The 13,909-nt window shown below is 39.5% G+C and carries 10 protein-coding genes; 9 read left to right on the top strand and 1 reads right to left on the bottom strand.

Features of this window, described 5'->3' with window-relative positions; translation table 11 throughout:
• Nucleotides 1–138 precede the first annotated feature (138 nt).
• The 8 genes from dnaE to BMX30_RS04355 all read left to right on the top strand — a co-directional run bounded on the left by dnaE (nt 139) and on the right by BMX30_RS04355 (nt 11,715).
• Nucleotides 139–3,489, top strand: coding sequence for a DNA polymerase III subunit alpha (gene dnaE / locus BMX30_RS04390; RefSeq protein WP_090741564.1), 3,351 nt, complete (start codon nt 139–141; stop codon nt 3,487–3,489).
• Between the two features lie 116 nt (nt 3,490–3,605).
• A complete protein-coding gene (gene ystJ / locus BMX30_RS04385) occupies nt 3,606–4,844 on the top strand; it encodes an NADP-dependent malic enzyme (RefSeq protein ID WP_090741562.1) in 1,239 nt (412 codons plus the stop codon).
• Nucleotides 4,845–4,854: 10 nt separating this feature from the next.
• On the top strand, nt 4,855–5,484 hold the full coding sequence (locus BMX30_RS04380) for a FadR/GntR family transcriptional regulator (protein ID WP_090741559.1): 630 nt from the start codon (nt 4,855–4,857) through the stop codon (nt 5,482–5,484).
• Between the two features lie 347 nt (nt 5,485–5,831).
• On the top strand, nt 5,832–6,710 hold the full coding sequence (accD, locus tag BMX30_RS04375) for an acetyl-CoA carboxylase, carboxyltransferase subunit beta (RefSeq protein ID WP_090741557.1): 879 nt from the start codon (nt 5,832–5,834) through the stop codon (nt 6,708–6,710).
• Nucleotides 6,695–7,672 (top strand): acetyl-CoA carboxylase carboxyl transferase subunit alpha, encoded by a 978-nt coding sequence (gene accA, locus BMX30_RS04370; RefSeq protein ID WP_090741555.1) that lies wholly within the window; start codon nt 6,695–6,697, stop codon nt 7,670–7,672. The genes accD and accA overlap by 16 nt, the downstream gene beginning before the upstream one ends.
• A 288-nt stretch (nt 7,673–7,960) precedes the next feature.
• Nucleotides 7,961–8,920 carry a 6-phosphofructokinase gene (pfkA, locus tag BMX30_RS04365; RefSeq protein ID WP_090741554.1) on the top strand — a complete coding sequence of 320 codons (960 nt, stop codon included), beginning with the start codon at nt 7,961–7,963 and terminating at the stop codon, nt 8,918–8,920.
• A 32-nt stretch (nt 8,921–8,952) separates the two neighbouring features.
• Entirely contained in the window at nt 8,953–10,713 is a 1,761-nt protein-coding gene (pyk, locus tag BMX30_RS04360) for a pyruvate kinase (RefSeq protein WP_090741552.1), read from the top strand.
• Between the two features lie 615 nt (nt 10,714–11,328).
• A complete protein-coding gene (locus BMX30_RS04355) occupies nt 11,329–11,715 on the top strand; it encodes an FxsA family protein (protein ID WP_090741550.1) in 387 nt (128 codons plus the stop codon).
• A gap of 162 nt (nt 11,716–11,877) precedes the next feature.
• On the opposite strand, the gene ytvI is transcribed toward BMX30_RS04355, so the two are convergent.
• The gene (ytvI, locus tag BMX30_RS04350; protein ID WP_090741548.1) at nt 11,878–13,008 is read right to left on the bottom strand and encodes a sporulation integral membrane protein YtvI; all 1,131 of its coding nucleotides are present in this window, start codon (nt 13,006–13,008) and stop codon (nt 11,878–11,880) included.
• Between the two features lie 286 nt (nt 13,009–13,294).
• Between ytvI and BMX30_RS04345 the strand changes: the two genes are divergently transcribed.
• Nucleotides 13,295–13,753 carry a DUF441 domain-containing protein gene (locus BMX30_RS04345; protein ID WP_090741546.1) on the top strand — a complete coding sequence of 153 codons (459 nt, stop codon included), beginning with the start codon at nt 13,295–13,297 and terminating at the stop codon, nt 13,751–13,753.
• Nucleotides 13,754–13,909 lie beyond the last annotated feature (156 nt).

Below are 13,909 nucleotides of genomic sequence, written 5' to 3'. Positions count from 1 at the left end.
GGAAGAATCTATTCTTTAAATTCTATGGACAACCACCGGGTTTTATGATTAAACTCTTTCGAAAAAAGGAGAACATATTTTCTTTTTTTTGTTCAACCCATATAATAAAAGAAGACAAACCTTAAGGGTGTGATTCAATTGTCATTTATTCACCTTCATATTTATAGTTCCTATAGTCTTTTGACAAGCACAATTAAAGTAGAAGAGCTGGTACGCAATGCAAAAGAAAAGGGGTTTCTAGCACTTGCTCTAACGGACAGAAATGTCATGCATGGAACAATTGCTTTTTATAAAGAATGCTTAAAAAACTCCATCAAACCAATCATAGGTATGACTGTAGATGTAGCAGCCAATGTGGATGGAGAGGAAGCCCATCCACTTGTCCTTCTTGCAGCAAATAATGAAGGCTTTCATAATCTAATTAAGATCTCAAGTGCGATTCAAACAAAGGCACCTCAAGGGATCCCCATTAAATGGCTCCGTCATTACGCAAGAGGTTTAATTGCGCTAACTCCTGGTTTGGAGGGGGAAATTGAACAAGCATTGTTAAACGATGACCGTGAAAGGGCTTTGAATTCCATAGAGTTGTTCTCAGAGATATTTGGGAGAAATCATTTCTATTTAACTCTGCAAAATCAGGGGATAGCGGGCCAAGAGGAACTTGTAAAGAAGATGGTACTCTTAGCAGACGAAACTGGGATTCAAACCACTGTAACGAATCGTGTTCATTATTTAGAGCCTGAGGATTCATTTGCCCAGGAATGTTTGCTGGCAATAAAAAGTGGACAAAAGCTTCAAGATGATGACCGTGATAGGCTCAATAGTAATCAGTTCTCATTAAAAAAACCTAAAGAAATGGTAGATTTGTTCACGGAATACCCTGATGCTTTAGAAAACACCTTAAAGATTAGTGAAGCTTGTAATGTAATGATTGATCTAACAACAAGACATCTTCCAAAATATCCTATTACTAATGGAAAAACAGCAGATGAATTACTTGAGGAGCTATGCTTTTCTGGTTTAAACGACAGATATCTAAAACCAACAACCGAACAAATCACCAGACTTAAATACGAGCTTTCGGTTATTAAAAAGATGAACTTCAGTGATTATTTCTTGATTGTTTGGGATTTTATGAAGTTCTCTAGAGATAATGGCATCTTAACAGGGCCAGGCCGTGGTTCGGCTGCAGGTTCAATCGTGGCCTTTGTACTTTACATAACGGATGTAGACCCAATTGGTCATGAGTTATTGTTTGAGAGATTCCTTAATCCTGAGCGAATTTCTATGCCGGATATTGACATTGATTTTCCCGATCATCGTCGTGATCAAGTGATAGAATACGTGGCAAATAAATATGGGGAATTACATGTTGCTCAAATCCTTACATTTGGAACATTAGCAGCAAAAGCAGCCGTACGTGATGTTGGTAGAGTGTTTGGATTAAACACAAAGGAATTAGACAGGCTGTCAAGATGTATCCCTTCGAGATTAGGTGTGACCCTACAAGAGGCATATAAAGAATCTGAGCCATTAAGAAGATTTGTTTCAGAAACTGAACTACACGAAAAACTCTTTCATACGGCTATAAAGCTTGAAGGTTTACCCCGGCATACCTCAACACACGCAGCCGGAGTAGTTATTAGTGAACAGCCATTAACCAACTTAATTCCAATTCAAACCGGTGGCGGAAAGATACTCTTAACCCAATATTCTATGGAGCATCTGGAGGAAGCTGGGTTACTGAAAATGGATTTTCTTGGCCTTAGAAATTTATCGCTGATTGAAGGTATTCTTTCGGGTATTAACTGGAAAACAGGAAGGAAAGTGGATATACGTAAGATTCCTTTAGAAGATGAGGAAACCTTCCAACTATTAAGTGAGGGTGATACGTCAGGGGTATTCCAACTTGAATCGGATGGAATGAGAAAGGTACTACAAAAACTTCAGCCCACTAGGTTTGAAGACATCGTTGCGGTTAACGCTTTATATCGACCAGGTCCAATGGAGAATATTCCATTATTCATCGACAGGAAACATGGAAAAGAACCGGTGGAATACCCTCATCCTGATCTGAAGGGGATTCTAGAAAATACCTACGGTGTCATCGTATATCAAGAGCAAATCATGCAAATCGCATCAAAACTCGCAGGGTTCTCATTAGGGGAAGCCGACTTGCTCCGTCGTGCAGTGAGTAAAAAGAAAAAGGAAGTATTAGATAAGGAACGGGCTCACTTTGTCAGTGGTGCGATCAAGAAGGGGTACCAGGAACAGACGGCGAATCAAATTTATGATTTAATTGTACGATTCGCAAATTATGGATTCAATCGAAGCCATGCGGTTGCCTATAGTTTAATTGCCTATCAGCTGGCCTTTCTTAAGGCTAACTATCCATTGTTCTTCCTATCAACCTTAATGACATCATCAATTGGCAATGAAACAAAAATTGCTCAATATGCAAGAGAACTTAAACAAAAGAAATTTAAGTTGCTTCCTCCATCTGTGAACAAAAGCAGTTTTGGATTCCAAGTAGAGGGAGACAGCGTACGATTTAGTTTAACTGCAATAAAGGGTGTAGGTGCCTCAGCCTTGAAAGAAATTTTTCAAGCAAGAAAACAAAAGCCGTTCGCCGATTTATTTGACTTCTGTATTAGAGTGCCTCAAAAAGCTTTAAATCGAAAAACACTAGAGGCTCTTGTTCATTCAGGTGCTTTTGATGAGTTCGGTCATGACCGTGCGACTTTACTAGCAACACTCGATGTCGCAATTGAACACGCACAGCTTATTGCACCAGATGGTTCTGATCAATTTGGATTATTTGGTGACAACGAATTTGAAATTAAGCCCAAATATGTAAAAGTTGATCCGTTGAAAGTTGAAGATAAACTTGCTTTTGAAAAAGAGGTACTAGGAATGTATTTATCCACCCACCCCGTTTCGGTAAAGGGAAAGGAAATAGCACAAGCGGGTGCCCAACACCTAGCTGATCAACGACCAGGAGGAAAAACGCGGGTAGGGGTCTATATTACAGAGGCAAAGATGATACGGACAAAAAAAGGTGAGCCAATGGCTTTCCTTACACTAAGTGACCCAAGCGGAGAAATGGAAGCTGTTGTCTTTCCAGTTGTTTATAAACGGTCAGGACCGCAGTTGAACCAGGGAGAAATCGCATTGCTTGAAGGAAAGATTGAAGAGAGAGATGGGAAGAGGCAGTTCATTGTTCAAGCCGTTCTTGATATAGACAAAGAAATAAAATCGATGCCAACTGTATTTCTTAAGATTGAGCGGGATGCTCAAAATCCGAATAAATTAAATGAATTGAAAAAAATACTAAAAGAATACAAAGGCTTGAATCCGGTGATCCTCCACTACGCCGATTTAGAAAAAACGGTATTATTAGGGGATGATTATAAAATTAATGGTACAGATAGCTGTATAAATAGCCTTAAACAGTTTCTAGGGGAAAAAAATGTCGTCCTAAGAAAATAGACCTTTACAACGATATTGAATGTGTTATATTGGTAAAAAGAAAACGTGGTCTGACCACCTCGAGAATGACATCCATAATAAGGACCTTCTTAAATCGAAAGGGGAGTGGACTTTAGTTGAACTTAAGAGATGAAGCATTGCATATGCACAGAGAAAACAGAGGTAAATTGGAATCCAAATCGAAGGTTCCTGTTAAAACTGCTAAAGATTTAAGCCTTGCATACTCTCCTGGAGTAGCTGAGCCGTGCAAGGAAATTTATGATAAGCCTGAAACCGTTTATGATTACACAATGAAAGGCAATATGGTAGCGATTGTTTCAGACGGAACAGCTGTACTAGGGCTAGGAAACATCGGACCAGAGGCGGCCCTCCCTGTTATGGAAGGAAAAGCAGTCCTGTTTAAGAGTTTCGCTGGCGTAGATGCATTTCCTATCTGCTTAAATACCACTGATATCGATAAAATTGTTGAAACAGTAAAATTGCTTGAGCCCACATTTGGTGGTGTGAATTTGGAGGATATTGCTGCTCCAAATTGTTTTGAAATTGAAGAGAGACTGAAAAAAGAAACGAATATCCCAGTATTCCATGATGATCAGCATGGGACGGCAATTGTCACAGTTGCGGGCCTTGTTAATGCTTTGAAAATTACTGGTAAGAAGATGAATGAAATTAAGGTTGTCGCAAACGGTGCCGGAGCAGCTGGAATTGCAATTATCAAGCTGTTATATTCTTATGGAGTTCGAGATATCATTATGTGTGATACAAAAGGTGCCATTTATGAAGGACGTACTCAGGGAATGAATAATGTTAAAGCTGAAGTTGCCAAGTATACGAACCGAAATAATATCGAGGGAAGCTTAGCCGATGCAATTGTATATGCAGATGTTTTCATCGGGGTATCTGCAGCAGGAGCATTGACAGCTGAGATGATTAAAACGATGAATCCTGATCCAATTGTGTTTGCAATGGCGAACCCAAATCCTGAAATTATGCCAGATGAAGCGAAGGCGGCTGGAGTGAAAGTAATTGGTACTGGACGCTCGGATTTTCCAAATCAAGTCAATAATGTCCTTGCCTTCCCAGGTATTTTTCGAGGTGCATTAGATGCACGCGCTACTCATATTAATGAAAAAATGAAGGTTGCTGCGGTTGAAGCGATTGCTGGACTTATAAAAGAAGAAGAGTTATCAAGTGATTACGTCATCCCTGGACCATTCGACCCAAGAGTAGCTCCAGCAGTGGCAGCTGCTGTGGCTAAGGCTGCGATGGAGACAGGCGTAGCTAGGATAAAGGTAGATCCAGAAGAAGTTAAGGAACGAACACAAAGGCTCTCTATCATTGAGAAAAGTGAGTGATATATAACTTATGAGGAATCAAACTGAGAGCTCAACAAAGGTTTACATTGAAATTGTAAGGCAGTTAAGAGAAATAATTGAAAAAGACAAGTTAAAAGCTGGGGACAAAATCCCTTCAGAGCGAGAGTTGTCGGAGCGTCTCAATGCGGGACGCTCCTCTGTTCGGGAAGCGCTGAGAGCGTTAGAGTTGCTCGGGCTAATTGAGACAAGGCGGGGAGAAGGGACTTATATAAGGGACTTCCGTGGTAATCAACTTGTCCAGCTTCTAAGTTCATTTATCCTTCAAGATAAAAAAGCAATTAAGGATGTTATTGAAACAAAATATTTAATCGAACTGGATTGCTTACAGCTTGTGCTTTTAAAAAGTAGTAAGTCTGAATTAGAACGTTTAAAAAATTGGACGATTGAACATACCGTTGAGGATGTAGATTTTTTTGCGAGAATAACGGAATTAGCAGACAATCATTTAATATATAGGATTTGGCAAATACTAGTAGACTACCATCGATCCTTGGACAACAATAAAGATCAACCGACTAAAGAGAAATATATTGATCTTGCTAAAGCCCTAGAAACTGGGAACTTTGATTTAGTTCGTGCATCGTATCGTAGGCTACGAGATTTGTCGGATGGTATATGACAACATTCAACAGAATTCACCTCCCGGGTGTTTTATAGTGAAGGACAGGCTTATAAAACGAAAATCGGGCACGATTAGGTACTTATCAGTGGTCTGGCCACATTTCTGAGAATGTCAGTCTTTTTGAAAGGCTCTTTTCTCAAACTTTGTTGCTTTAGCTGATATATATGACTGGTTGAGCTATGTGAATACTTCGAACTAGCGTAAATTGCGAGAAAAGAAGTGTGTAAAGCTCATGTTTCGGTAAAATCGGCTTTAGGTAGTAAAAATTGGCTTTAAGATTTTTACAATTTTAACAACAATCTTTACGAAATCAGCCTTTTAAAATCATTTAGGGAGGTTTCACCTTGATAAAAGATTTATTTACAAAAACAAAAAAGAAAAAATATGCCACCATACCTTCTGAAACAGCAAAACAGGACGTCCCTGAAGGAATTATGACGAAGTGTCCAAATTGTAAGAAGATCATGTACACAAAAGAATTAATAAAGAATTTAAAGGTTTGTTACCATTGCGACTTTCATCATCAGATGAATTCTAAAGAAAGAATCGATAGTTTGGTTGATGCAGGCAGCTTTGCGGAATTGAATAAGGAAATGGCTTCTGGCAATCCACTACAATTCCCCGATTATGAAGAAAAACTACAAAAGGACATCTTAAAAACCAAATTAAAAGAAGCGGTTGTGACTGGTACTGCCCAAATTGATGGAATGGATGTAGTAATAGCGATAATGGATGCTTCCTTCCGAATGGGTAGTATGGGTTCCGTTGTTGGCGAAAAAATCACCCTAGCCATTGAGAAAGCTGATGAACTTCACATACCATTTATTATTTTTACGGCCTCTGGCGGTGCGAGAATGCAGGAAGGCGTATTGAGCTTAATGCAAATGGCGAAAACAAGCGTGGCCCTAAAGAGATATAGTGACAATGGTGGTCTGATTATTTCTGTTATGACACACCCGACCACTGGAGGAGTCTCAGCTAGTTTTGCCTCGCTCGGTGATTATAATTTAGCCGAACCAGGAGCATTAATTGGTTTTGCAGGGAGACGAATTATTGAACAGACAATTCGAGAAGAACTTCCTGAAGATTTTCAGACGTCAGAATTTCTATTAAAACATGGTCAGCTAGATGCTGTCATCGTAAGGCATGATTTAAGGGACAATATTAAATCCATTTTGGAAATCCATCAGCCGGGAGGGAGTATCAATTGGCAGGGGAACTAGAATTCGAAAAACCAGTTACTGAACTCAGGAAAAAGATTTCTGAGCTTCGGGAGTATACGAAGAATACAGATATGGATTTTTCATCTGAAATAGAAAAGTTGGAAATCAGACTTGAAAAGTTAGAGAAAGATATATATGAAAATATAAAACCATGGGATCGTGTTCAAATTGCTCGTCATCCTCAACGGCCAACGACCCTAGATTATATCGCTCATCTCTTCACTGATTTCTTTGAATGCCACGGTGACAGAGTATATGGTGATGACGAAGCAATTGTTGGTGGAATTGCTAAATTTCATGGCTTGCCTGTCACGGTAATTGGTCATCAGCGTGGAAAAGACACGAAAGAAAATATCCGAAGAAACTTTGGTATGCCCCACCCCGAAGGGTACCGTAAAGCTTTAAGGCTGATGAAGCAAGCAGACAAATTTAAACGACCTATTATTTGCTTTATTGATACAAAGGGTGCTTATCCCGGGAAGGCAGCAGAGGAAAGAGGTCAAAGTGAAGCCATTGCTAGAAACCTTTTTGAAATGGCTGGATTAAGAGTACCAGTCGTTTGTGTAGTCATTGGCGAAGGGGGCAGTGGTGGAGCGCTTGCCCTGGGGGTAGGGAACCATCTGCATATGCTCGAAAACTCGACCTATTCTGTTATATCCCCTGAAGGGGCCGCCTCGATTCTTTGGCGAGATGCCGCACTTGCAAAGAAAGCAGCAGAAACAATGAAAATTACTGCTCCAGATTTGAAGAAACTTGGTGTAATTGATGAAATTATCCCTGAGACCAGGGGAGGGGCGCATCGCGATCTCGTTTACCAGGCAGAAGCGATTAGGGAAACATTAAAGACTTCATTGCTAGAACTAACTAAATTATCTGAGGAAGAACTCGTCAATCAGCGATATAAGAAATATAAATTGATTGGTGAGAACCCTTCATTAAATGAGTATATCGGGGTAAATTAAAAACGTGCGATGCACGTTTTTTTCTTGGTTAAAATTTTCTTGCATTTTACTCACGAATAAAACGCTTGCATTATACTTATTATTCCGTCTTTAAGTGTATTTTAAGTCTTATGTTGTGATAGGCTATTCTTCATGGTATTTTAAAAATATTGATGTGAAATTTTTCAGCTTGACAGGGCAGGATAACCCTCATAAATCGAAGTTTCACTATATATTACATGAAAAGGGAAGGTTTCGGCTGTAATTGGAAAGGATATTACATAATAGGAAAAAACGAGGTGATTGGCTATGAAACGAATTGGTGTCTTGACAAGTGGTGGAGATGCTCCAGGGATGAATGCAGCGGTACGTGCAGTAGTCAGAAAAGCGATTTACCATGAAATTGAAGTGTACGGCGTAATAGGTGGCTATGCTGGATTGATGAGTGGAAATATAGAGAAGTTAGAATTAGGCTCTGTAGGAGATATTATTCACCGTGGTGGTACTTTTTTACAGTCGGCACGTAGTGAAGAATTCAAAACTAAAGAAGGACAGCAAAGAGGGATTGCACAATTAAGAAAACATGGAATTGATGGTTTAGTTGTCATTGGTGGTGACGGTTCTTATCGCGGTGCAAAGGCCTTAACAGAACAGGGTTTCCCTTGTGTAGGAGTTCCAGGCACGATTGATAATGACATCCCTGGAACACAGTTTACGATTGGCTTTGACACAGCTGTAAATACTGTCATTGATGCTATCGATAAAATCCGTGATACTGCTTCCTCACATGAACGAACTTTTATCGTTGAAGTGATGGGAAGGAATGCAGGTGATATTGCTCTGTGGGCCGGATTGGCTGGTGGAGCTGAAACGATTCTGATTCCAGAAGCTGAGCAGGATATTCAAGAAATTGCTCAAAGGCTGAAAAAGGGTCAAGATCGTGGGAAAAAACACAGCATCATTATTGTTGCTGAGGGTGTAATGAACGGTTATGAAGCAAGCAAACAGATTCAAGAGGTAGCCGATATGGATATTCGAGTGACTGTACTTGGACATGTCCAACGAGGAGGGTCACCGACTGTAACGGATCGTGTTCTAGCGAGTAGGCTTGGTGCAAGGGCAGTTGAGCTTTTATTAGCAGATAAAGGTGGACGTGCTGTCGGAATCGAAAATAACAAGCTGGTTGACTATGATATCATTGAGGCACTAGCTATGCCTCATAAAGTGGATTTAGATTTATATAAGCTTTCAAGTGAATTATCTATATAACAGCTACAGTAAATCAGGAGGTCGCAATATTTATGCGTAAAACCAAAATTGTATGTACGATTGGACCAGCAAGTGAAAGTGTAGAAAATCTTATTAGTTTGATGGAAGCCGGGATGAATGTTGCCAGACTAAACTTTTCTCATGGAGATCATAATGAACATGGGCAAAGAATAAACAATATTCGTGAAGCAGCTGCCAAAACTGGCAAAAACGTTGCTATCTTATTAGACACAAAAGGCCCAGAAATTCGAACAAATAACATGACAGACGGTGCGATTGAACTCCAAGCAGGTCAAGAAATCATTGTCTCGATGACTGAGGTTCTTGGCACGACTGAAAAATTCTCAATTACGTATGAGCAGCTCATTGATGATGTCAAGCCAGGGGACAAAATTTTACTTGATGATGGTTTAATCGGTCTTGAAGTTCTTGAGATTAATAAAGAGAATAACGAAATTAGAACAAAAATCTTAAACAGTGGAACCTTGAAAAATAAAAAAGGGGTAAACGTCCCAGGCGTTTCCGTTCAGTTACCTGGTATTACTGAAAAAGATGCTCAGGACATTTTATTTGGTATTGAACAAAAGGTTGATTTTATTGCCGCTTCATTTGTTCGTCGCGGTTCTGACGTTCTTGAGATCCGTGAACTGTTAAAAGAAAACAATGCTACATATATCAACATCATTCCTAAGATTGAAAACCAAGAGGGTGTTGATAATATTGATGAAATCCTAGAGGTTTCAGACGGTTTAATGGTCGCTCGTGGTGACTTAGGGGTAGAAATTCCCGCAGAAGAGGTTCCTCTCGTTCAAAAAGATTTAATTCGGAAATGTAATACATTAGGAAAGCCAGTTATCACTGCAACACAAATGCTGGATTCAATGCAGCGCAACCCAAGACCTACTCGGGCAGAGGCAAGTGACGTGGCTAACGCTATTTTTGATGGTACAGATGCAATTATGCTATCTGGAGAAACAGCTGCAGGACAATATCCAGTTGAAGCTGTTCAAACGATGCATAATATTGCCTCACGTGCGGAGACTGCATTAAACCATAAAAACCTGCTGTCACTTCGTAGTAAGACTACTGAGCATAGTATTACAGATGCGATTGGGCAATCTGTTGCGCATACCGCTTTAAATCTTAATGTAAAAGCAATCATTACTCCGACAGAGAGTGGTCATACGGCAAGAATGATTTCCAAGTATCGTACGCAAGCACCAATCGTTGCGGTAACTTCTAATGATTTTGTACAGCGCCGCCTAGCTTTAGTATGGGGTGTCTATCCACAGCTTGGGAAAAAAGCGGATACAACAGACGAAATGCTGACGAATGCTGTTGAAGATAGCATGAACAGCGGTTTGGTCAAAAATAGTGACTTGGTTGTCATCACAGCAGGGGTCCCTGTAGGTGAATCCGGTACGACGAACATCATGAAAATTCATGTAGTTGGTGATGTTGTTGTAAAGGCGCAAGGAATCGGACGTAAAAGTGCATATGGGAAAGTAGTATTAGCCCGTAATGCACAAGAAGCCTTAAGTAAGGTTTCAGAAGGTGATATTCTCGTTACAGTTGGCTCTGATCGAGATATGGTTCCTGCCATTGAAAAATGCTCTGCCTTGATCACTCAAGAGGGCGGACTTACAAGCCATGCAGCTGTAGTGGGCTTAAATCTAGGCATTCCAGTGATTGTTGGTGTCGATAATGCCATGGATCTTTTTAAAGAAGGACAGGAAATTACTGTTGATGCACAACGAGGCGTCGTTTATAACGGCCGTGCGAATGTGCTATAAAAGTTGCTAAAAAGGGGACGGGCCTTGGGCTCAATAGGTTCCGTTTCCTATTACAAATATTAGAAATGTAAGTCAAAATGAGTGTCAATTTGCATATGAAATTGACACTCATTTTTTTTATGGGTGTAAAGTCATTTTGGGTGGAAGAAACTTATATAGGGAAATAAATATGCCATATTGAGTGGTACAATGGCTGTTGTACCACTCTCAGTTTGATATGCAATTTATCATATAAATAATTTTAATCAATATAAGCGGAGAATTTCCGGTTAATTTCATATTGGAGCTCGTTTCGGGGGATATAAGGGGAGATTTTCCGGTTATGCAAATAAAACCACTCCATTTTTACGATTTTGGAGTTAATAGTCGGAGTTTCTCCGTCTATTTAGGGTATTTTCAGTGCTATTTCCAAATTAAGAGGAATTTCTCCGCTTATTTTTCAAACCAAGCTGATTTCTTCTCCTGGCTCCGCTTTATTCATTAGCGTTTAATGTATCTAGAAGATTTAAAGAGGGCCCATCTCTAGGCTCGAAAGGAATCAATTCGTTTATATTGAGTTTCGTGCAACTATTGTGCATATAATAGGGTAATTGACAAGTTATGCGAGGTGTAAATATGAGGTATTTATTTTTAGCTATTGTGCTGATTCCTGCCATTGAAATTGCGATATTGCTCCTAGTCGGACAAACAATAGGTGTCCCACTAACCTTCTTAATTATTATCGCAACAGGGATACTAGGAGCTTATTTAGCGAAGCAGCAGGGACTTGCAGCCATTCGAAATGTACAAGATCGTTTGCAGAGGGGGAGTATGCCTGGGGATGCCTTGCTTGACGGAATATGCATCCTTATCGGTGGAACTCTTTTACTCACCCCTGGTTTTGTTACAGATCTTGTGGGCTTTTTGTTGTTAGCTCCACCAACAAGGAATTACTTTAAAGCTTGGCTTGTAAGAATTTTCAGGAACCGGATTGATAGAGGTACAATCACCATTATTCGGTAGGTTGTTGTTAAAATTCTAAAGCCGATTCTAAATTATATTAGTTATTTACTACGCCAGAGTAAGTTTGCAGGCTCTTTTCTCAAATACTGATTTCGGCATGAACAAAGCTTAATTCATTTCAAAACGCAAGAAAGTCGAGAAAAGAGCCTTTGAAATAGTCAATTAGCTTTTAATGTCTGTACTATCCTTGCCCTTAATAAAGTCCCATAGGTCTCTGAATACATTTGCTCGATGAAGTGTGTTGATGATAACAAGAACAACTGGTCCGACAATTAAACCTAGAAAGCCGATTAGTTTATAGCCGATAAACAGCGATACAATCGTGGCTAGTGGATCGAGACCAATGTTGGACGAAAGAATTTTCGGTTCGATTAACTGTCTTTGAACCAAAACAATGATGTATAAAACCCCTAAGCCAATAGCTATGTGCATTTCACCGGCTATTGCCTCAAAGATGATCCAGGGAACGAACACAGCGCCAGTGCCTAAATAAGGAATAATATCGACCAATCCAGTGACGAGGGCGATTGTAATTGCATAATCAACTTTTAAAATTAATAAACCAATTAGGATGGTAATTGTTGTAATGGAGACTAGCGTAGCCTGAGCCGTAATAAAACCTAATAATGCTTTTTTTAAATCGGCGAAGACGGTTCTCCCACTTGACATTGCCTTTCCGGGCAAAAAGCGGCCCCCTAGTGCTGATAACCTATACCAATCCTTGCTAATGAAAAAGGTCCCTAATAATGAAAAAATGACTACTGTTGCAGCACTAGGAAACCAAGCGAGAATATTAGGGATTTTCTCAAAGAAGGCTTGGATGAAATTACCGATGGTTGTACCAACCTGAGTACCGACACTTTGAATATTTTCGAGAATGGTATCCTGTTGCCCCGTCTCAAGATTCATAAATAAACCTGATAACTGGTTATAAAGGGGAATTACTTGGGCTGCGAAGACAAGTTCAATATAACTAATCAGTGTTTCTATATGTCCTGGGACCACTTCGGATAAATACTCAGCTCCTGCAACAATCTCTACTACCAATAGGGTGATAAGACCGGCAAACAAAGAGAATAGGAGCAACAGTGATATTAAAACAGCGATTCCTCGGGGAATCTTTGTTTTTTTTTCAAGAAAATTAACCAGTGGATTTATAAAAAAGGCAATAACCAACCCAATGAGAAAGGGGTATGTAATTTTTGATAAATAATAAAAAGACACTAGTGAAACAATGATAATTAAAGCAACAAATACAAATCTTAAGGTTCTATTTACATAGATTGGATTCAACTGCTGTTCCCCCTTGGAACAAGATAAAAGATTGTAAAAAAAGGATTCGCCAATTCATCAGAAATCCCTTCCTTTTTTAAGGCTCTTTTCTCAAACATTGTTGCTTTCGGATTATAAATAGAACTTTATAGCCATGTAAAAAAATTTAGTTTATGAGAAAAGAGCTTTAAAGAGCTTAGTTAAAACGCACCAATAGTTAGAGGTGGAGGCGTGCACATGAATATTTTGAAAAAACGAAATAAACTATGTTACAATAGTATCAACCTAGAGAGGGTGAAAAACTTCAGTGTTTGAACCATTTCTCTTTTTGGGCTTATTACTAGCCATTGGCCTGGTTGCCAAAAACCAATCGTTGCTTATTGCGGTTGGAGTGCTTTTAGTAATAAAACTTTTGGGTTTCGATTCCAAAGCATTTTCCTATATCCAAGGAAAAGGAATTAATTGGGGAGTAACGATTATTACGATTGCTGTTCTTGCGCCTATTGCAAGTGGCGAGATTGGTTTTAAGGATTTAACTGGTGCTTTTAAAACACCCTATGCTTGGATTGCACTAATATCTGGGATCCTTGTTGCGCTTTTAGCAAAAGGGGGAGTCATTTTGCTCGCCGCTGATCCGCATATTACCACCGCACTTGTTTTAGGAACAATCCTTGCTGTGTCCCTATTCAAAGGGGTTGCGGTAGGACCTTTAATCGGCGCAGGGATTGCCTATGCGGCGATGAAATTCTTTGAAGTATTTAAATAGTATTTTTTGCAATAACAATTTTTTTACGATTTAAGTACTTTTCGTTCACAAAAGTCAGAGAATTGTTTATAATAGGACTTGTAATTATACTTGCTCTTCCTTTCATAAGTTCTATAACCCGTAATCCGGGTTTTTCTTTAAAATAGAAATGTAAGC

This window comes from Mesobacillus persicus, from assembly GCF_900109925.1.
In the GTDB taxonomy this organism is placed as follows: Bacteria; Bacillota; Bacilli; order Bacillales; family Cytobacillaceae; genus Mesobacillus_B; species Mesobacillus_B persicus.
This window is presented reverse-complemented; position numbering and strand designations above follow the sequence as displayed.